The sequence below is a fragment of the Pseudomonas sp. Pseusp16 genome (assembly GCF_047324915.1).
Classification (GTDB): domain Bacteria; phylum Pseudomonadota; class Gammaproteobacteria; order Pseudomonadales; family Pseudomonadaceae; genus Aquipseudomonas; species Aquipseudomonas fluorescens_CD.
In genome coordinates this window covers 1,231,517-1,251,209 of the sequence record NZ_CP168522.1, presented here as the reverse complement: position 1 = coordinate 1,251,209, position 19,693 = coordinate 1,231,517, and the positions used below count along the sequence as shown (strand labels likewise).

Here is a 19,693-nt window from a genome sequence, read left to right as displayed (position 1 = left end):
ATAGCCTCCAGATAAAACGATTCCCCAACCGTTTTTTCATGTTCCTTTCACAAAATCGGGAATAACCTTCTGTAAAATCGGTGCAGCCCAGACGGATGCCCAACCTGCCGGCCATCGCGGAAAAAGTCAACTGACGCAATTTTTTGCTTCCACCCAGTAACTAGTTGATTTGATGCAGATTCTGATTTAGCGTCTATGCTGATTTTTGGATCCCTTTTAGCCTCAAAGGCTATTTACGTTTTCAGCCCCTGAGGTGCCCATGAGTCAGGCGTTTCTCCCTTTCTCCCGTCCCAGCATCGGCGACGAAGAAATCGCTGCCGTAGAGCAAGTATTGCGCTCCGGGTGGATCACTACCGGTCCGAAAAACCAGGCACTGGAAGAACACTTCGCCAACTACGTCGGTTGCCGACATGCCGTGGCACTGTCCTCGGCCACCGGCGGAATGCATATCACCCTGCTGGCATTGGGCATCGGGCCCGGCGATGAAGTCATTACGCCGTCGCAGACCTGGGTGTCCACCGCCAACATGATCACCCTGCTGGGTGCCACGCCGGTGTTCGTCGACGTCGACCGCGACACGCTGATGACCGACGCGGCCACTATCGAAGCAGCGATCACGCCGCGTACCAAAGCCATCATCCCGGTGCATTACGCCGGTGCGGCATTCGATCTCGATCCGCTCTACGCGCTGGCCGACAAACACGGCATTGCCGTGATCGAAGACGCCGCACACGCCGCCGGTACTCTCTACAATGGTCGTCACGTCGGCGCCAAAGGCACGGCGATCTTTTCGTTCCACGCGATCAAGAACATGACCTGCGCCGAAGGCGCGATGTTCGTCAGTGACGATGAAGCCCTGGCCTCGCGGGTACGCATGCTCAAGTTTCACGGGCTCGGGGTCGATGCCTACGACCGCTTGACCCATGGCCGCAAGCCCCAGGCCCAGGTGGTCGAACCCGGCTTCAAGTACAACCTGGCCGACATCAACGCGGCCATCGCACTGGTGCAACTGGAACGCCTGGACGAAATCAACGCCAAACGCACTCAACTGGCCCAGACCTACCTGCAGCGCCTGGAAGGTTTGCCGGTTCAACCGCTGACCGTCCCTGCCTATTCGCAAAAACATGCCTGGCACCTGTTCATCCTGCGCATCGACGCCGAGCAGTGCGGGCTGGATCGCGAAGCGTTCATGAAAGCCCTCCAGGAACAGAATGTCGGTACCGGTATTCACTTCATTGCAACGCACCTGCACACTTACTACCGCCAGCGTTACCCCAACCTGTACCTGCCCAACACCGAATGGAATTCGGCGCGGCTGTGTTCGATCCCGTTGTTCCCCGACATGACCACCGATGATGTCGAGCGCGTCGTCGGTGCCATCGAAAACTGTATGGACAGAAGCCTTTGAGACCTTACCCAATCAACTTCGTTTCGATCGTCATTCCGGTCTACAACGAACAGGACAGCCTGCCTGAACTGCTCCGACGCACCGAAGCGGCTTGCCAGCAGTTGCACCAGGCCTATGAAATCGTGCTGGTCGACGACGGCAGTCGAGATGACTCCGCGCAGATCCTGGAAGACGCCGCCTCCCGCGAAGGCAGCCCGGTGGTGGCGGTGATCCTCAACCGCAACTACGGCCAGCATGCGGCGATCATGGCCGGTTTCGAACAGTGCAAGGGCGATGTCGTCATCACCCTCGATGCCGACCTGCAAAACCCGCCCGAAGAAATCCCGCGGCTGGTAGCACAGGCCGAACTCGGCTACGACGTCGTCGCGACCGTGCGCAACAACCGCCAGGACTCGGCTTTGCGCCGCTGGCCATCGAAGCTGATCAACCTTGCCGTGCAACGTTCCACCGGCGTGGCCATGAGCGACTACGGCTGCATGCTGCGCGCCTACCGCCGCACCATCGTCGACGCCATGCTCGCCTGCCGTGAACGCAGCACCTTCATTCCGATCCTGGCCAACAGCTTTGCCCGCCACACCACGGAAATCCTCGTGACCCACGCCGAGCGTGAACACGGCGACTCCAAGTACAGCCCCATGCGCCTGATCAACCTGATGTTCGACCTGGTCACCTGCATGACCACCACGCCGCTGCGACTGCTGAGCATCGTCGGCGTCGGCATGGCGGCCCTGGGCATGCTGTTCGCCATGGCCTTGATCCTGCTGCGCCTGGTGTTCGGTGCCGGCTGGGCCGGTGGCGGTACCTTCGTACTGTTCGCCGTACTGTTCGTCTTCACCGGTGGACAATTCATCGGCATGGGTCTGCTGGGTGAATACCTGGGCCGCATGTACAGCGACGTGCGCGCACGTCCGCGCTTCTTCATTGAAAAGGTGCTGCGTAGCCAGCCCGCCTCCCCCGCTTCCGTTGTTACCGTCGACGGCCTTACTTCCACTTCTTCAGATCAGGTTCCTTCATGAGTGCAAAAGCTGTTGTCTTCGCCTATCACGATATTGGCTGTGCCGGCATCGAATCCCTGCTCTCCTCCGGTTTCGAGATCGCTGCGGTGTTCACCCACGCCGACGATCCGAAGGAAAACGCGTTCTACGGCTCCGTCGCACAGCTGTGCGCCCGCCACGGCATTGCCGTGCATGCACCGGAAGATGCCAACCATCCGTTGTGGATCGAGCGTATCGCCAAGCTCGATCCCGACTACATTTTCTCCTTCTACTACCGTAACCTGCTGAGCGAAACGCTGCTGGCCACGGCCCGTAAAGGCGCGTTCAACCTGCACGGTTCCCTGCTGCCACGCTACCGTGGTCGCGCACCGGCCAACTGGGTGCTGGTCAACGGCGAAACGGAAACCGGCGTGACTCTGCACCGCATGGTCAAGCGTGCCGATGCGGGCGCCATCGTTGCCCAGCAAAAGGTTGCGATCGAGCGCAGCGACACCGCGCTGAGCCTGCACGGCAAACTGCGCCTGGCCGCCTCTGACCTGCTGCGCGACACCTTGCCGGCGCTGCTGCAAGGCAAGGCCGGCGAAACCCCGCAAGACGAATCCAAAGCCACGGTGTTCGGCCGTCGCACCCCGGCTGACGGCAAACTGGTCTGGGCCAAACCGGCCGAAGAACTGTTCAACCTGGTCCGCGCCGTGACCCAGCCATATCCGGGCGCCTTCTGCGCGGTGGGCGAGCACAAGCTGATTGTCTGGAGCGCCGAAGTCGCCAAGGGCAACGAAGGCCTGGCACCGGGCCGCGTCATCAGCGTCGACCCGTTGCGCATCGCCTGCGGTGAAGACTCGCTGATCATCAATGCCGGCCAGCGCAACGACAACGGCCTGTACCTGAGCGGCCCGCAACTGGCCAACGAACTGGGCCTGGTGGACGGTTCCGTCTTGCGCGGTGCCGAATCCGGTCGTGCTCCGCGTCGCACTCGCGTGCTGATCCTCGGCGTCAACGGCTTCATCGGCAACCACTTGTCCGAGCGCCTGCTGCGCGACGACCGCTACGAAGTCTACGGCCTGGATATCGGTTCGGATGCCATCGAGCGCCTGCGCAGCCACCCGAACTTCCACTTCGTCGAAGGCGACATCAGCATCCACTCCGAGTGGATCGAGTACCACATCAAGAAGTGCGACGTGGTGCTGCCGCTGGTTGCCATCGCGACGCCAATCGAATACACCCGTAACCCGCTGCGTGTATTCGAGCTGGACTTCGAAGAAAACCTGAAACTGGTTCGCTACTGCGTCAAGTACAACAAGCGCGTGATCTTCCCGTCGACTTCGGAAGTCTACGGCATGTGCCAGGACCCCAACTTCGACGAAGACAGCTCCAACCTGGTGGTCGGTCCGATCAACAAACAGCGCTGGATCTACTCGGTCTCCAAGCAACTGCTGGACCGCGTGATCTGGGCTTATGGCCAGAAGGGTCTGAACTTCACCCTGTTCCGTCCGTTCAACTGGATGGGACCACGCCTGGATCGCCTGGATTCCGCCCGTATCGGCAGCTCCCGCGCGATCACCCAGTTGATCCTGAACCTGGTGGAAGGTACGCCGATTCGCCTGTTCGACGGTGGTGAGCAAAAACGCTGCTTCACCGACATCGCCGACGGTGTGGAAGCGCTGGCACGGATCATCGACAACGACAACGATGTCTGCAACGGCCAGATCATCAACATCGGCAACCCGGAAAACGAAGCCAGCATCCGTCAGTTGGGCGAAGAGCTGCTGCGTCAGTTCGAAGCTCACCCGCTGCGCGCCAACTTCCCTCCGTTCGCCGGTTTCCGCGACATCGAAAGCAAGGCGTTCTACGGCACCGGTTACCAGGACGTGTCGCACCGCAAGCCAAGTATCGCCAACGCCAAGCGCCTGCTGGACTGGACGCCAACCGTGGAGATGAGTGAAACCATCGGCAACACCCTGGACTTCTTCCTGCGTGAAGCCATGCTCGAAATCGCGGACAAGCGCTGATGCAGGCAGGACTGCGGATCGATGTCGACACCTACCGGGGTACCCGTGAAGGGGTGCCCCGGCTGCTGGAAATCCTTGATGAAGCTCAGGTCAAGGCGACGTTCTTCTTCAGTGTCGGGCCGGACAACATGGGGCGCCACTTGTGGCGCCTCATCCGTCCACAGTTTCTCTGGAAAATGCTCCGGTCCAACGCAGCCGGCCTGTATGGCTGGGACATTCTGCTGGCCGGCACCGCATGGCCCGGAAAACCGATCGGCCGCGACCTGGGGCACTTGATGCGCCAGGCCCGGGATGCCGGGCATGAGGTTGGCCTGCACGCCTGGGATCACCATGGCTGGCAAGCCAACGCCGGGCGCTGGAGCGACGCACAACTGGTCGAACAGATACGCCGTGGCGTGGACACCCTCAGCGACATTCTCGGGGAAAAGATCACCTGCTCGGCGTCCGCTGGCTGGCGTGCCGACGAGCGCGTGATCGAAGCCAAGCAGGGTTTCGGCTTTCGCTACAACAGCGATTGTCGCGGCCTGAGCCTGTTCCAGCCACGATTGGCCGATGGTCGCCTGGGCGCGCCACAAATACCGGTAGACCTGCCGACCTTCGATGAGGTGGTCGGGCCGACTGTCGCCGCCAAGGATTTCAACACGTTCATCCTGGACCGGTTCACCCCGGAAAAACTCAATGTCTACACGATCCATGCCGAGGTAGAAGGGATTCTGATGGCTAACGATTTCCGTCAACTGCTGAGCGATGCACATCAGCGGGACATCCGTTTTCAACCCTTGGGCGACTTGTTGCCCGAGGCCCCTGACAGTTTGCCGATCGGCCGCGTGGTACGCGGTGCGCTCGAAGGTCGCGAAGGCTGGCTGGGAGTGCAAGGCGCATGAGCAAACGCTGGGCTTTGCCGATATTGCTGGCCATGGTGGCGCTGGCCTACCTGCTGCCACTGGGCAGTCATGGCTTATGGATTCCCGACGAAACCCGCTACGCCCAGATCAGCCAGGGCATGCTCCTGAGCGGCAACTGGGTGTCGCCGCATTTCATGGACGTGCGCTATTTCGAAAAACCCGCAGCCGGCTACTGGATGATTGCCATCGGTCAGGCGCTGTTCGGCCAGAACCTCTTCGGGGTGCGCTTCGCCTCGGCACTGAGCACCGGTTTGAGCGTGTTGCTGTGCTACCTGGTCGCCCGCCGGATGTGGAACGAACCGCGCAAGAGTTTCGCTTGCGCGCTGCTGTACATGAGCTTCTCGGTCATTGCCGCTTCGGCGGGGTATGCCAACCTCGATCCGCAATTCACGTTCTGGGTCAACCTGAGCCTGGTGGCCCTGTGGTTTGCACTGGACAGCGTCGGCCGCGGTCAGCGCCTGATCGCGTGGGCGGTGCTGGGACTGGCCTGCGGCATGGGTTTCATGACCAAGGGCTTCCTGGCCTGGTTGCTGCCGGTGCTGATCGCCCTGCCCTGGATGATCTGGCAAAAACGCTGGCGTGAACTGCTGGTCTACGGCCCGGTGGCGGTCGTGGTCGCCATCGCCGTCAGCCTGCCATGGGCCCTGGCGGTGCATGCCCAAGAGCCTGACTATTGGCGGTTTTTCTTCTGGCACGAACATATCCGCCGTTTTGCCGGGGACGACGCCCAGCATGACGCGCCGTGGTGGTACTACCTGCCGCTGCTGGTGGCTTTCAGCATGCCGTGGGTTGCATTGCTGCCGCCAGCGCTGAAGCAAGCCTGGCAGACCCGACGCCAGTCCGATATCGCATTCCTGCTGCTGTGGCTGTGGATGCCGTTGTTCTTCTTCAGCCTGAGCAAGGGCAAACTGCCTGCCTACATCCTGCCATGCCTGTTACCTCTGGCATTGTTGCTCGGCCATGCACTGGCCGACCGATTGAAGCTGGAGCAAGGTCGAGCCCTTGGCATCAACGGCCTGCTGAATCTGGTGGTGGGCGTGGTCACTCTGCTGGCCCTGGTTTATCTGCAACTGAAAAAGCCGATTTACGATCATGAACTGCACAACCTGGTGTTGGTGTTCATCGGTTTGATCGGCTGGATCATGGCCAACCTGCTGCAGGCCTTCCGCCCGTTGCAGTGCTGGGCAGCCCCGGCTTTTGGCAGCCTGTTGCTCATCGGCCTGGTGCCTGCCGGATTGCCCAATTCCGTAGTCGCCAACAAAACCCCTGACCAATTCATCCTCGATCACGCCCAGGAACTCGGCCAGACCGCGAAGTTGTTGAGCAACGACCTGGGTGCAGCGTCGGCGTTGTCCTGGCGGGTGAAACGGCCGGAAGTGGCTTTTTTCAATACGATAGGCGAATTGAAATACGGCCTTGCCTATCCTGACTCGCTCAAGCAGCGCGTTGGCCCCGAACATGTGCAACAGTGGATGCACGATGCTCGCCAGCTTGGCTCGGTGGGTGTCGTCATGCGGGTCAAGGGCGAGGAAGAGCTGCGCGAACTTGATCAATTGCCCAAAGAGGGCAAGCGCTACGAACAAGGCAACCTGGTGATTTTGATTATCCCTCAGGCGACGCTATGAGCCTGCTATTGCTACTGGTCGCCTGCCTGCTGACCTGCCTGGGCCAGATCGCCCAGAAATATGCGGTGGAAAGCTGGCGCGGCAAAGCCTCCGGGTGGATGGACAAACTGCGTTCGCCCTGGCTTTGGCTGGCCCTCGCCTCTTTGGGACTGGGCCTGCTGGTATGGCTGCTGGTGCTGCAACGCCTGGAAGTCGGGATTGCCTACCCGATGCTCAGCCTGAACTTCGTGCTGATCACCCTGGTTGCACGTTTCGTGTTCCACGAAACCATCGACCGCCGTCACTGGCTGGGTGTGGCGCTGGTGATCGGTGGCGTGGCATTGCTGGGGCAACACACGTGAATCTGAGTCGAGGTATTACCTTCGCACTGGGCAGCGTGTTGCTGGTCAGCGCCGCCCAATTGGGCATGCGCTGGAGCATGAGTCACCTGCCGCAACCCGAACAATGGCTCACCGCTCACATCGACCTGACGGCCGTTGCCGTGGTGCTAGTGGCCATCTGCGCCTATGCCTTGTCGATGCTTTGCTGGCTCGCCGCCCTGCGGGACCTGCCACTGGGCCGAGCCTACTCGTTGCTGAGCATCAGCTACGCGCTGGTGTACCTGCTGGCCGCCAGTCTGCCGCTGTTCAACGAAACGTTCAGTCTTACAAAAAGCCTTGGAGTGGCATTGGTCATCCTCGGCGTCATTACCATCAATTCTCGACCTGCTCGTGCGCCTGAATTAAGGAGTGCCCCATGAAAATAAGTGTATTTGGTAGCGGTTATGTTGGCCTGGTGCAGGCAGCGGTATTGGCGGAGGTCGGCCACGACGTGGTCTGCATGGACGTTGACGAGAAAAAAGTCGAATTGCTCAAGCAGGGCCACGTGAGTATTTTCGAACCCGGGCTGGCCAGCCTGGTACGCGAAGGCCTCGACGCCAAGCGGTTGCAGTTCACCAGTGACGAAAAATTCGCGGTCCAGCACGGACAGGTACTGTTCATCGCGGTCGGTACTCCGTCCCGGGACGACGGTTCAGCGGATTTGCGCTACGTGATGTCGGTGGGCGAAGCCGTGGCACGGCATCGCGAGCAACCGGCGATCCTGGTGGAAAAATCCACCGTCCCGGTCGGCACCGGCGATGCCTTGCGTGCACACATCGACAAATGCCTGCTCAATGCCGGGCGTGTATTGCAGTTCGATATCGTCTCCAACCCGGAATTCCTGAAAGAAGGTTCGGCCGTTTCCGACTGCCGACGCCCGGACCGTATCGTCGTAGGCTGTGAACGCGATGAAGTACGTGACGTGATGCGTGACCTGTACTCGCCATTCAACCGCAATCATGAGCGCATCATGTTCATGGACCTGCGCAGTGCCGAACTGACCAAGTACGCCGCCAACTGCATGCTGGCGACCAAGATCAGCTTCATCAACCAGATCGCCGAGCTGGCTGAACACCTGGGGGCCGACATCGAATCGGTACGCCTGGGCATCGGGGCCGACTCGCGCATCGGTTACCACTTCATCTACCCCGGTTGCGGCTACGGTGGCTCATGCTTCCCCAAGGATATGCGCGCCCTGATCCACAGCGCCGAAGAGGCACATTGCTCCAGCGACCTGCTGCAAGCGGTGGAAGCCATCAACGAGCGGCAGAAACACAAACTGTTCGAGCGCATCAACGCGTTCTACAAGGGCGACTTGCGTGGCAGGACCTTTGCCTTGTGGGGTCTGGCGTTCAAACCGAACACCGACGACATGCGCGATGCTCCAAGCCGGGTGTTGCTGGAATCGTTGTGGGCCGCCGGGGCGAATGTCCGTGCGTTCGATCCGGAAGCCATGCAGGAAACCCAGAAGCTGTATCCCGATGAATCGAAACTGATGCTCATGGGCACGCCTGAGTCGGTCCTGTCCGGTGCCGATGCACTGATCATCTGCACCGAATGGCAACAGTTCAAGGCTCCGGACTTCGAGCTGATCCAGCAGCGGCTCAATGCGCCGGTGATCTTCGACGGCCGTAACCTGTACGACGCCGACCGCCTGGCACGCATCGGTTTCACCTACTTCCCGATCGGCCGGGGCGAATCGCGCAAATTGCCGATGCCTTACCAGCAATGGTCAGCCGAATCAGTGGTCGCCTGAACCTCATGATCCCTCACATCCGCCAACAGTCCCTCGCGCTGGGTCTGTTGGCGCTGTTGTTGTTCTGCGCCGGGATGTATCAGCAGGCCGCCATCGGTTTCGATTCGCGCTTCGTGCTGTTCGCCCAGGAGATGCTGCGCAATGGGCCGTCGTTTTTTCCAACGACCTATGGCCAGCCCTACGCAGACTATTCGGGACTTTCTACGATATTCATCTGGCTGCTTTCACTGCCATTCGGCCAGGTCACCAGCCTGACCGCGTGGCTGCCAAGCGCCATCGCCGCAGCGATCATCGTCACATTGATGTACCGCCTGCTGGCGCCCTATTCCACGCGCTGGGCATTGCTGAGCATCGCCTTGATGCTGCTGACCAACACCTTCATCACGGAAACCCGCGCGGTTTCCCTCGACCTGATGCTGGCAGCCGTGTCGTTCAGCGTGTTCTACCTGGGCTATGCCGCCGATCACTTCGCGGCGCCGCGCCGCCACGTTCTGATCTTTGCCTTGCTGATGCTGGGCTTCTGGATTCGCGGGCCAATCGGCCTGGTCATTCCTACGGGGATGCTCTGCAGCTATTTTCTGGTCGATCGCCAATGGCGACGCCTGATTGTCTTCGGATTGCTGGCATCGGCGCTGCTGGCGCTGTGCGTTGGACTGTTGCTGTGGCTGGCGGACGTCAGCGGCGGCCCGGACTTCTTGCAGGACGTGATTCGCATGCAGTTCATGGGGCGCATGGACGGCACCGAGGGTTCCAACGATTTGCTGTATTACTTCACCAGTTCGGTAGGTAATTACGCATTGGCCTGGCCCTTGGCGGTGCTGGCGCTGTTGGCGGTCGGAGTCTCCGGCCGCCGGGAAACCGGCCCGGCATTGCGCCTGCTGCAATACTGCGTCGCCGCCGGACTGATCGTGATGATCGGCCTCTCGATCCCTCAGGCGAAAAAAGCCCGCTACCTGCTGCCGATGCTGCCCATGGCGGCAATCGTGGCGGCCTATCCGTTCTACGCCACACAGGGTCGATTGTTTGCCTGGCTGCGCAGGTTGATGCAGGGACTGTGGCTGCTGATCCCAGGGTTGCTGATCGTGACCTTGCTGGTTGTGCGACGAAAATTTCCCGATGAAGTGGCTCACCTCACTTCGTTGTTCATTATTCTCGGTGTGCTGCAAGTGATCGCTGTGGCAGCGCTCAAGCAGCCCCGCTGGCGAACAGAGGCACTGGCCCTTTGCGCGGTCCTGGCACTCTGGTCGTTCTACATCCTGCAATTCGAGCCTGTTCAACGACAGCTCTACGATACCCGGACCTTCAGCCACGAGGTGTTTGAACGGGTGCAAGAAGCCCCGGCACCGCTGGTTATGCACGGCATGGGCAAAGATGCGAAGGCCATCAAATTCATGGTCAATATCCCGCAGGAACTGCACCCGGTTTTCACCGACTCCCCCGCAGAACTTGAAGCCCTGCAGGGCCCGGCGTGGCTGATGATGGACCTGAACGCGTACGAGACATTGCAAGGCACGGCTATTGGTGCATTGCCGCCCGTACTGAGCGGGCGTTTCGACAAGAATGATTTCGTGCTGCTGCACCTCAAGTAAATCCCGTGGCAACAATCGAATCGTCCGACTGTTAGAGTAGCGCCCATGATCGGGCTGATGCCGGCCCGATCGAATAAGGACATTCACGCCGTGACCACCTACTCCCCTCTGATCCGCCGCCTGCTGATCTGCTCGCTGACCATCGTCGTCAGTCGCGCCATTACCAGCCCGCTGCTCACTCTGTTCGTCAGTGACAAGCTTGGCCTGAACCAGCAGGACGTTGGTTTGCTGCTCGGCATCGCGGTGTTCGTCGCCACCCTGCTCTCACTCTACGGCGGCTACATCATCGATCGCTTCGAAAAACGCCGATTGCTTATTCTCTCGATGGCGTCCAGTGCTATCGGCCTGGTGTTGCTGACCTTTGCTGAAAACCTTTACCTGACAACAATCACCCTGATCGTCACCGAAACCGCCTCATCGCTGTTCTTGATCGGTTCGAAAGCGATCCTCAGTGACAACCTTGCGGTGGGTCAGCGCGCCAAGGCGTTTTCCCTGAGCTACACACTGACCAACATTGGCTACGCTGTCGGGCCGATGCTCGGTGTATTGATCGCCGGCGTCTTTGCGAGCGCACCGTTCCTGGTGGCCGCGGCCATCGCTTTTTTCAGTATTTTCTTGATGACCAGTATTCCCGGGGGCCCGGCCAGTGTTTCTCTGACCGGTCAAGCGCAGAGTTTTCTCAAAACCCTGGTCACCCTGAAAAACGACCGCACCCTGATCACGTTCACCGCAGGTTGCCTGCTCAGCACGGTGGTGCACGGGCGATTTACGTTTTACCTGTCGCAGTACCTGCTGGTGGTCAGCAATCCCCGCCACACCATGGAAATCATGGCCGCCCTGCTCGCCTGCAACGCCATCAGCGTGATCTTGCTGCAATACCAGATCGGGCGCTTACTCAAGCGCGAGCAACTGCGGCAATGGATCGTTGCCGGCACCGGCCTGTTCATCCTCGGGCTGATCGGTTTCAGCCTGGCAGACAGCCTGGTGAGCTGGTGCGTGGCGATGTTTATCTTCACTCTCGGCGAAATCATCATTTACCCGGCCGAGTTTCTCTTCGTCGACACCCTGGCTCCGGAAGAACTGCGCGGCAGCTACTACGGCGCGCAAAACCTTGCTGCGCTTGGCGGCGCGTTGAGCCCGATGATTTGCGGTTTCATGTTGATGCACACCCCGGCACCGACGATGTTTTATGCCTTGAGTGCACTCGCTGCCGTGGGTGGTTTGCTGTGCTACATAAGCGGCCGACGGGGTCATTCAAAGCAAAATTAATGCACTGAAAGCTCATTAATATGAATTTGTCAGCAGCAGGATTGAACGGCACACTGTGCGCGTTCCTCCCCCAACAGTTGGAACACCTTCAAGGGCTTTCTGGTTATCCCAGCCAAGCCCTTTTTTTTTGCCTCGCTTTTTTCTGCCGGAGTTTTTCTCGAAATGCTTGCTCGCTGGTTGCCCGCTGCCATCAACACCCGCCCTACCGAATGGAGCCGCGCCGCCATTGGCATGGCCTTGGGAACGCTGCTCAGCGTGTGGCTCTGTGCGCAGGTGTTCGGCATTGAGGTGGCCCAGCACCTGATCGGCCCGCTGGGGGCGTCGGCGGTGCTGCTGTTTGCCGTGTCTTCGGGAGCACTCGCCCAACCCTGGTCAATTCTGGGCGGCTACCTGAGCGCCGCGGTGATTGCGTTGCTGGTGGCCCATGTGCTGGGCCGAACCCTGGGTAGCGCTTGCCTGGCCGCGGGCATGGCGTTGATCCTGATGTGCTGGCTGCGGTGCCTGCATCCACCGGCCGGAGCATTGGCCCTGACCCTGGTACTGGCCGATCCGGCCACCATTGCCATGGGCTGGAAAGCCATTGAACCGGTAATGCTAAGCGCAGCGACGATGCTGATCTGCGCCCTGGCCTATAACAACCTGACGCGCATTCGTTACCCAAAAAATGCCAGCGAACCGGTGGTCATGATCCCCGCCGATCACTCGCCGGTCGACCGTCAGGCCATCACCGCCGAAGACCTGAAACTGGCGTTGGCCGACATGGAAGCGTTCTATGACGTCACACCCGAGGACCTCGAACAGTTGATCCAGGCCAGCCAACTGCACGCCAAACGCCGCAGCGTTGGCGAGGTGCTCGCCCCACGACTGTAAACCACTGTTTTTGAGGTTCTTTTGCCGTGGCCGGGCGGTTCTGGCATCCTGCGCCTCCATTTTCTGACCCGGCCCGCCTTCTGGCACGCAAACCACCATGACCGCCTCCGAAAAAGCCCCTGCTCCACGCCACAATGATCTGATTTATGGCCTCGATGACCGGCCGCACCTGACCGCCACCGTCTTCGCCGCCCTGCAACATGTGCTGGCGAGTTTCGTCGGCATCATCACCCCGACGCTGATCATGGGCAGCGCCCTGGGCCTGCAGAGCGAAATTCCTTATCTGATCAGCATGGCGCTGTTCGTCTCCGGCCTGGGCACCTTCGTGCAGGCGCGGCGCTTCGGCCCGGTGGGCTCCGGCCTGTTGTGCCTGCAAGGCACCAGCTTCTCGTTCATCAGCGTGATTCTCAGTGCCGGCTTCATGGTCAAGGCCCGGGGCGGCGGCACCGACGAGATTCTCTCGACCATCTTCGGCGTGTGTTTTTTTGCCGCGTTCATTGAAGTGGTGTTGAGCCAGTTCATCGGCAAACTGCGCATGCTGATCACCCCGGTGGTGACCGGGACGATCATCACGCTGATGGGGTTGTCGCTGATCAAGGTGGCCATGACCGACATCGCCGGTGGCTTCGGCGCCCCGGACCTGGGTGCTGCCAGTCACCTGGCCCTGGCGGCGCTGGTGCTGGGAACCATCGTGGTGTTGAACCGGGTGGACGTGCCGTTTCTGCGCCTGGGCGCGATTGTCATCGGCCTGACCCTGGGTTACGTGGTGGCATGGCTCATGGGGCAAGTGGATTTCACCAGCCTGCCCGAAGTCCCGCTGGTGAGTGTACCGGTACCATTCAAGTACGGATTCGCCTTCGATTGGGTGGCGTTCATTCCGGTGGCGGTGATTTTCCTCGTTTCGCCGCTGGAGGCCGCAGGTGACCTCACGGCCAACTCGATGATCTCCCGGCAACCGGTCAAAGGCCCGGTGTACATTCGAAGGATCAAGTCCGGCCTGCTCGCCGACGGCCTCAATTCGGCCATGGCGGCGGTGTTCAACAGCATGCCGATGGTGACCTTCGCCCAGAACAACGGGGTGATCCAGCTCACGGGCGTGGCCAGTCGCTACGTGGCGTTTTTCATTGCCGGCCTGCTGGTGGTGCTTGGTCTGTTCCCGATGATCGGGGCCGTGCTGCAGTTGATGCCGAAACCGGTGCTGGGTGGCGCGGAGCTGGTGATGTTCGGCACCGTCGCCGTGGCCGGGATCAAGATCCTCGCCGAGGCCGGCCTGCACCGACGCAACATGCTGATCGTGGCGATTTCGCTCGGCATGGGCCTGGGTGTGGCCGCCGTGCCGGAAGTCTTGCGCGAACTGCCCAAGGCCCTGCACAACATTTTCGAATCGCCCATCACCGTCGGCGCGCTGTGCGCTATCGTTCTTAATATCTTCCTGCCTGAGGAATTCATCGAGCTGGAGGAAGACGAATTCGATCCGGAGGCCTCCGTGCTTCAGGTGATGCAGAACCCCGACGTGACCGCCAGGGATGAACCGGCAAAAGCTGCGGTCGACGCACAGTCAAACCGCTAGACGGGCTCGAGGGCTGAGCCGCTGGCGGTTCAGCCCTTTTCAGATGAGAGCACGTCCATGCGCAGCGTCCACGCGGTCCTGATTTCCCTCCTGCTCTGCCTGAGCGCCTGTTCCTCGCTGCCCTATAGAGACCCGGTGAAAGTCAACGTCGTGGGTATCGAGCCCCTGCAAGGTGAAGGCATGGAAGTGCGTTTTGCCGTGAAAATCCGCGTGCAGAACCCCAATGACATCAACCTTACTTATAGCGGCGTCGCCCTGGACCTGGACATCAACGGCCAGCCATTCGCCTCTGGCGTCACCGATGAGCGGGGCGAAATCGGGCGTTTTTCCGACACCGTCGTGAGCGTGCCGGTCAGCGTTTCGGCGCTTTCGGTGGTCCGCCAGACCTATGGCATCAGCCAGATGAAAACACTCGACAACCTGCCTTATATCCTGCACGGCAAACTCTCGGGCGGGGTGTTCAACACGACGCGTTTCGTGGACAGTGGCACGCTCAATCTGCCAAGGCCGATCACTGGCAGCCGTTGAAAGGCTGCACTTGATCCGCACCGATGCCATTCAATTTGCCAGCGGGACTTCCCCGACGTAGATCCGCGAAATCACCCGTGAAGAATGGTCATTGCGTCGCCGGGCTCACTCGACGTCATTGAGAATCAGGCTGCGGTAATGCCCCGGATTTGACCCCGACCATTTGCGAAACGCCTTGTAGAACGAACTGACGTCGGCGAACCCGAGCCGCGTGGCGATTTCACTGAAGCTGATCGCCGGCTCGGCCAGCCAGACAATCGCCAGTTCCTTGCGCACGCCGTCCTTGAGGCCTTGATAGGTCTGCCCTTCTTCGGCCAGTCGGCGGCGCAAGGTTGAGGCCGACATGCACAGGCGTTGCGCGAGGGTTTCGGTTTCCGGCCAGTGTTCGGCTGGCAGGTGGCGCAGATCATGTTTGATACGGCTTGCCAGGCTCTGCGGATCGCGGTATTTCACCAGAATGTTCGCCGGTGCATGGGCCAGGAATCGCTTGAGTTCCTCGGGGCTGCGCTTGATCGGCAAATCCAGACAATCGGCGGAGAAAATCATCCGCGTGCGCGGACGGTCGAAACGCAGGTTCTCGGAAAACATCACCTGATAGTCATCGCAGAAATCCGGTTTCGAACAGCGCAGCTCGATCGCCAGAATCGGAATCCGCCGCCCTGCCAGCCAGCAGGCAACGCCGTGCACGATCATCCAGTAGGTGAAATAGGTGAAGGCCCGGCGCGGGTCTTTGTCGTCCTCCAGCAGGACGATTTCCGCCAGGCTTTGCTGATGCACCAACTGCGCCGGCAGGTGTTCGAGGATCAACGACAGGAACGCCAGGCCGCTGGCCAGCCCCGCCGCCACGTTGGGCTGGAGCATGGCGCTGCGACACAGGAACGCAAAGCTGCCGGATTTCAGTTTGCGTGGGTCCATGCCAAAAAACTCATCATCCCCGCGCCGTGCCAGCAACCGCCACAGGCGCGCATAGGCAGCGGCCGGAACACGGGCGTCGGCGTTGCTCAACAGCTGTGGGTCGATGCCAACCTTGATCAGCACCTCGTCCGTGGCGATGCCTGGCGCGCAGCTTTGCAACAGTGCTTCACGCACCAGTTGGATGGAGATGGTGTCTTTTTCCGACATGGATCGCGGCAAGCCCTGTTCTTGTTCGAGTGGGGGCATATTAGCCGAAACCGCCCACCCAACGCAGATCACCTTGTAGGAGCGAGCTTGCTCGCGAAAAACGCCGGGACACCGCGGGGGTTCAGACAGCCCGCGTTATCGTTGACGTCCATCGCGAGCAAGCTCGCTCCTACAGGGGGGTGTGCTGATCTTCAGGTTCGTTCAGCTTGGGTTCAGGTATTGTCAATCAATAGCATATGGGAATACGTATCATTATGTTACAACTTGGCACCCTATCTAAATTCGAGACGCCGCTGAATGCTTGTTCCTTTTCTGATCATGCTGCGCGAAGGTGTCGAGGCCGCGTTGATCGTTGGCATCATCGCCAGTTACCTCAAACAGACCGGTCGCGGCCAATGGCTGCCGGCGATGTGGATCGGGGTGTTTCTTGCCGTCACCCTCGCCCTGCTGGTGGGCGGTGGCCTGGAACTGGTCAGTGCCGAGTTCCCGCAGAAACAACAGGAGCTGTTTGAAGGCATCGTTGGACTGGTAGCCGTCGGCATTCTCAGCTCCATGGTGTTCTGGATGCGCAAGGTCGCGCGTTCGATCAAGCATTCACTGCACGAGTCCCTCGACCACGCATTGACCGGTTCCGGGCACCAGGTGATCGCACTGATCGCCATGGTGTTTTTTGCCGTGGCCCGCGAAGGCCTGGAAACGGTGTTCTTCCTGCTCGCGGTATTCCAGCAAAGCCAGGGCCCGGCGGCACCGATTGGCGCCCTGCTCGGCCTGGTCCTGGCCATCGTCATCGGCTTCCTGATCTACAGCGGCAGCATGCGCCTGAACCTCGCGGCGTTTTTCCGCTGGACCGGCCTGTTCATCCTGGTGGTGGCGGCCGGCATCCTCGCCAACTCGGTACAGGCGCTGCATGAAGCCGGGCTCTGGAACCACCTGCAGACCGTGCTGTTCGATTTCAGCACAACGCTGCCGATGGATGGCCCGCTGGGCTCGGTGCTGGCCGGCATGTTCGGTTACCAGGACGCCCCGACCGTCAGCACCCTGGGTGCGTATCTGATCTATCTGCTGGTGGCGCTAGTGATGTTCTTCTCACCGGCCGGCGCACCCGCCAGGCAATCCTCTTCCGTTTCCAGCCAATAAGGGCTCCCATGCCAAATCAAGCCCCACCCCAGGCTTCCCCACCCCGCGCCTTGCGCTGGGCGGTGGCCGGCTCGGTGATCGTCATGATCGCCGCCGGCGGCCTGTTCTACTACGCCGCGCAGCTGGCGGCGACCAAGCGTCAGGCAAACCACGATGAAGTGGTGGTGACCATCCACCCGCACAGCTGCGAACCCAATGCCCTCACCGTCCCGGCCGGGCGCGCCAGCTTCCGTATCGTCAACCGCTCCGACCGCGCCGTGGAATGGGAAATCCTCGACGGCGTGCTGGTGCTCGAAGAACGGGAAAACATCGCACCCGGTTTGAGCCAGGTCATCAACGCCAACCTGCTGCCCGGCGACTACAGCATCACTTGCGGACTGCTTAGCAACCCGCGTGGCACCTTGCATGTCACGCCGACAGTGGCCTCCGACGCGGCCGCCAAAGCCAGGCCGTCGATGGTCGCCTTTGTCGGGCCGCTTTCGGAATACCGCGTGTACCTGAACAGCCAGGGCACCGCGCTGATCAAAGCCGTCACCGCCCTCCAGCAAGCCATCGAGTCCGGTGACCTGAGCCAGGCGCAAGCCTTGTATGGGCCGGCGCGCGCGGCGTATCAGCGTGTCGCGCCTGCCGCTCAACGCCTGGCGGAACTGGACAACGCCATCAATGCCCGCGCCGACTATTTCGAAAAACGCGAGCAGGACCCGGGCTTCACGGGTTTCCACCGCATCGAATACGCACTGTTCCAACAACGCACCCTCGCGGACCTGACGCCGATTGCCCAGCGACTACTGACGGACGTCACCACCCTCAAACAACAGTTGCTGGCCCAGTCACTGCCGCCGGAGCAACTGGTGAGCATCATGGTGCGCAATCTCAACGGCATCGCCGATGTACGCGCCAGCAGCGGCGAAGAGGAACGCTACAGCCATGGCGACCTGAACGGCTTCGCCGCCAACCTCGACGCCACGCGCAAAGTCGTCGACCTGTTGCGTCCGTTGCTGAGCAAATCCGCGGCCGGGTTGCTGCCGACAATCGACAGCGCCCTCATCGCCTTCGACGCCGAACTCAATGGTTTCAAGGTGGGCGACGGTTACGCCAGTTACGACAGCGTCAGCGCCGAGCAGCGCAAACAGATCGCCGACAAGGCCAGGGCACTGGCCACCGCACTCAATGAAATCGATCCCGCCCTTGGCCTTTCCGGCCTGTTAGCAGAAGACGCAAACCGATGAACGATCCAGAGCAATTCAACCTCCAGCGCCGCCGTGTACTGATGGGCATGGGCGCCGCCGGTGTCGCCCTTGCCGGCTCGGCCCTCAGTTGCCCGGCCATGGCCGCCAGCCCCGCGCAAGTCACGCAAGCGCCGAGCAGCGACAAAACCGCTGACCGCCACGAGTTCCATGGCCAGCACCAGACCGGCATTGTCACGCCGCGCCCGGCGGCCGGCATGCTGGTGTCCTTCGATGTGTTGGCCAGCGACCGTGAAGACCTTGAGCGGCTATTTCGCACCCTGAACCAGCGCATTGCGTTCCTGATGACGGGCGGCCCGGTGACCCAGGTCGATCCGAAGCTGCCACCTCTGGACTCGGGCATCCTCGGGCCGGTCGTGACCCCGGATAACCTGACCGTTACGGTGTCGGTGGGCGAATCGCTGTTCGATGAGCGCTTCGGCCTGGCCGACGCCAAGCCCAAGCGGCTGACACGCATGGTCGGCTTCCCCAACGACGCGCTGGAACCTGATTGCTGCCATGGTGACTTGAGTATCCAGTTCTGCGCCAACACCACCGACACCAACATCCATGCGCTGCGTGACATCGTGAAAAACCTGCCGGACTTGCTGCTGGTACGCTGGAAACAGGAAGGCAGCGTGCCGCCCCAGGCCCCGGCGAAACCTGGTGCGCCAGCACAGAGCGCGCGCAATTTCCTCGGTTTCCGCGACGGTTCGGCCAACCCCGATTCCAACGACGCCAAGGCCATGGACAGCATCGTCTGGGTGCAGCCCGGCAGCGATGAGCCAGCGTGGGCAGCCAACGGCAGCTACCAGGCCGTGCGCATCATCCGCAACTTTGTCGAACGCTGGGACCGCACGCCGTTGCAGGAACAGGAAAGCATTCTCGGCCGGGTCAAAAGCACCGGTGCACCCATGGGCGGTGCCCACGAATCCGAGGTGCCGGACTACAACAAGGATCCGCAAGGCAAGCTGACCCGGCTCGACGCGCACATTCGCCTGGCCAACCCGCGCACTGCCGCGACCCGGGCCAACCTGATCCTGCGCCGGCCGTTCAACTACTCCAACGGCGTGAACAAGAACGGCCAACTCGACATGGGCCTGCTGTTCATCTGCTACCAGGCCGACCTGGAAAAAGGCTTCATCACCGTGCAAACCCGGCTCAACGGCGAACCACTGGAGGAATATCTCAAGCCGGTCGGCGGCGGCTATTTCTTCACCTTGCCCGGTGTCATCGGCGACCAGGATTTCATCGGTCGCTCGCTGCTTGATGCGACACAACCCGCTCATCCATCAAAAACTACCGCCTGACCACAACAACCCTCA

The 19,693-nt window shown here is 60.9% G+C and carries 17 protein-coding genes; 16 read left to right on the top strand and 1 reads right to left on the bottom strand.

From position 1 onward, the window contains the following. Positions 1-259 precede the first annotated feature (259 nt). The 13 genes from arnB (at position 260) to ACEN8Q_RS05370 (ending at position 14,883) form a co-directional block, all read left to right on the top strand. Positions 260-1,408, top strand: a complete 1,149-nt coding sequence (gene arnB / locus ACEN8Q_RS05430; protein WP_413704671.1) for a UDP-4-amino-4-deoxy-L-arabinose aminotransferase — start codon at positions 260-262, stop codon at positions 1,406-1,408. Continuing rightward, positions 1,405-2,424: an undecaprenyl-phosphate 4-deoxy-4-formamido-L-arabinose transferase gene (arnC, locus tag ACEN8Q_RS05425; protein WP_413426689.1), complete on the top strand. Its 1,020-nt coding sequence runs from the start codon at positions 1,405-1,407 to the stop codon at positions 2,422-2,424. Before arnB ends, arnC begins: the two co-directional genes overlap by 4 nt. After that, positions 2,421-4,412, top strand: coding sequence for a bifunctional UDP-4-amino-4-deoxy-L-arabinose formyltransferase/UDP-glucuronic acid oxidase ArnA (gene arnA, locus ACEN8Q_RS05420; RefSeq protein WP_413426687.1), 1,992 nt, complete (start codon positions 2,421-2,423; stop codon positions 4,410-4,412). Before arnC ends, arnA begins: the two co-directional genes overlap by 4 nt. Then, positions 4,412-5,296: a 4-deoxy-4-formamido-L-arabinose-phosphoundecaprenol deformylase gene (arnD, locus tag ACEN8Q_RS05415; RefSeq protein WP_413704670.1), complete on the top strand. Its 885-nt coding sequence runs from the start codon at positions 4,412-4,414 to the stop codon at positions 5,294-5,296. The genes arnA and arnD overlap by 1 nt, the downstream gene beginning before the upstream one ends. Next, a complete protein-coding gene (gene arnT, locus ACEN8Q_RS05410) occupies positions 5,293-6,942 on the top strand; it encodes a lipid IV(A) 4-amino-4-deoxy-L-arabinosyltransferase (protein WP_413704669.1) in 1,650 nt (549 codons plus the stop codon). Before arnD ends, arnT begins: the two co-directional genes overlap by 4 nt. After that, the gene (gene arnE / locus ACEN8Q_RS05405; protein ID WP_413426681.1) at positions 6,939-7,283 is read left to right on the top strand and encodes a 4-amino-4-deoxy-L-arabinose-phosphoundecaprenol flippase subunit ArnE; all 345 of its coding nucleotides are present in this window, start codon (positions 6,939-6,941) and stop codon (positions 7,281-7,283) included. The genes arnT and arnE overlap by 4 nt, the downstream gene beginning before the upstream one ends. Then, positions 7,280-7,681 carry a 4-amino-4-deoxy-L-arabinose-phosphoundecaprenol flippase subunit ArnF gene (gene arnF / locus ACEN8Q_RS05400; RefSeq protein ID WP_057397666.1) on the top strand — a complete coding sequence of 134 codons (402 nt, stop codon included), beginning with the start codon at positions 7,280-7,282 and terminating at the stop codon, positions 7,679-7,681. Before arnE ends, arnF begins: the two co-directional genes overlap by 4 nt. After that, positions 7,678-9,057, top strand: coding sequence for a UDP-glucose dehydrogenase family protein (locus tag ACEN8Q_RS05395; protein ID WP_413426679.1), 1,380 nt, complete (start codon positions 7,678-7,680; stop codon positions 9,055-9,057). The genes arnF and ACEN8Q_RS05395 overlap by 4 nt, the downstream gene beginning before the upstream one ends. Before the next feature lie 5 nt (positions 9,058-9,062). Next, a complete protein-coding gene (locus ACEN8Q_RS05390; protein WP_413426677.1) occupies positions 9,063-10,646 on the top strand; it encodes an ArnT family glycosyltransferase in 1,584 nt (527 codons plus the stop codon). A gap of 90 nt (positions 10,647-10,736) precedes the next feature. Next, positions 10,737-11,915, top strand: coding sequence for an MFS transporter (locus ACEN8Q_RS05385; protein WP_413426740.1), 1,179 nt, complete (start codon positions 10,737-10,739; stop codon positions 11,913-11,915). A gap of 162 nt (positions 11,916-12,077) precedes the next feature. Continuing rightward, entirely contained in the window at positions 12,078-12,785 is a 708-nt protein-coding gene (locus tag ACEN8Q_RS05380) for an HPP family protein (RefSeq protein ID WP_413704668.1), read from the top strand. Positions 12,786-12,882: 97 nt separating this feature from the next. Next, positions 12,883-14,355 (top strand): nucleobase:cation symporter-2 family protein, encoded by a 1,473-nt coding sequence (locus ACEN8Q_RS05375; protein WP_413704667.1) that lies wholly within the window; start codon positions 12,883-12,885, stop codon positions 14,353-14,355. Positions 14,356-14,412: 57 nt separating this feature from the next. Beyond that, on the top strand, positions 14,413-14,883 hold the full coding sequence (locus ACEN8Q_RS05370) for an LEA type 2 family protein (protein ID WP_085714953.1): 471 nt from the start codon (positions 14,413-14,415) through the stop codon (positions 14,881-14,883). Positions 14,884-14,988: 105 nt separating this feature from the next. On the opposite strand, the gene ACEN8Q_RS05365 is transcribed toward ACEN8Q_RS05370, so the two are convergent. Then, entirely contained in the window at positions 14,989-16,005 is a 1,017-nt protein-coding gene (locus ACEN8Q_RS05365; protein ID WP_413426739.1) for an AraC family transcriptional regulator, read from the bottom strand. Between the two features lie 297 nt (positions 16,006-16,302). Here ACEN8Q_RS05365 and efeU point away from each other — a divergent pair, with 297 nt between their 5' ends. From efeU to efeB, 3 genes are read left to right on the top strand one after another with little or no spacing between them, the layout of a single operon-like run. Then, the gene (efeU, locus tag ACEN8Q_RS05360) at positions 16,303-17,142 is read left to right on the top strand and encodes an iron uptake transporter permease EfeU (RefSeq protein ID WP_413428926.1); all 840 of its coding nucleotides are present in this window, start codon (positions 16,303-16,305) and stop codon (positions 17,140-17,142) included. 8 nt (positions 17,143-17,150) lie between these two features. Then, entirely contained in the window at positions 17,151-18,371 is a 1,221-nt protein-coding gene (efeO, locus tag ACEN8Q_RS05355) for an iron uptake system protein EfeO (RefSeq protein WP_413704666.1), read from the top strand. Further along, positions 18,368-19,678 (top strand): iron uptake transporter deferrochelatase/peroxidase subunit, encoded by a 1,311-nt coding sequence (gene efeB, locus ACEN8Q_RS05350; RefSeq protein WP_413424038.1) that lies wholly within the window; start codon positions 18,368-18,370, stop codon positions 19,676-19,678. The genes efeO and efeB overlap by 4 nt, the downstream gene beginning before the upstream one ends. Positions 19,679-19,693 lie beyond the last annotated feature (15 nt).

Coding starts and splice junctions, on each gene's coding strand:
- arnB (WP_413704671.1), top strand. CDS start 260: ATGAGTCAGGCGTTTCTCCCTTTCTCCCGTCCCAGCATCGGCGACGAA.
- arnA (WP_413426687.1), top strand. CDS start 2,421: ATGAGTGCAAAAGCTGTTGTCTTCGCCTATCACGATATTGGCTGTGCC.
- arnD (WP_413704670.1), top strand. CDS start 4,412: ATGCAGGCAGGACTGCGGATCGATGTCGACACCTACCGGGGTACCCGT.
- arnT (WP_413704669.1), top strand. CDS start 5,293: ATGAGCAAACGCTGGGCTTTGCCGATATTGCTGGCCATGGTGGCGCTG.
- arnE (WP_413426681.1), top strand. CDS start 6,939: ATGAGCCTGCTATTGCTACTGGTCGCCTGCCTGCTGACCTGCCTGGGC.
- ACEN8Q_RS05395 (WP_413426679.1), top strand. CDS start 7,678: ATGAAAATAAGTGTATTTGGTAGCGGTTATGTTGGCCTGGTGCAGGCA.
- ACEN8Q_RS05390 (WP_413426677.1), top strand. CDS start 9,063: ATGATCCCTCACATCCGCCAACAGTCCCTCGCGCTGGGTCTGTTGGCG.
- ACEN8Q_RS05380 (WP_413704668.1), top strand. CDS start 12,078: ATGCTTGCTCGCTGGTTGCCCGCTGCCATCAACACCCGCCCTACCGAA.
- ACEN8Q_RS05375 (WP_413704667.1), top strand. CDS start 12,883: ATGACCGCCTCCGAAAAAGCCCCTGCTCCACGCCACAATGATCTGATT.
- ACEN8Q_RS05370 (WP_085714953.1), top strand. CDS start 14,413: ATGCGCAGCGTCCACGCGGTCCTGATTTCCCTCCTGCTCTGCCTGAGC.
- ACEN8Q_RS05365 (WP_413426739.1), bottom strand. CDS start 16,005: ATGTCGGAAAAAGACACCATCTCCATCCAACTGGTGCGTGAAGCACTG.
- efeU (WP_413428926.1), top strand. CDS start 16,303: ATGCTTGTTCCTTTTCTGATCATGCTGCGCGAAGGTGTCGAGGCCGCG.
- efeO (WP_413704666.1), top strand. CDS start 17,151: ATGCCAAATCAAGCCCCACCCCAGGCTTCCCCACCCCGCGCCTTGCGC.
- efeB (WP_413424038.1), top strand. CDS start 18,368: ATGAACGATCCAGAGCAATTCAACCTCCAGCGCCGCCGTGTACTGATG.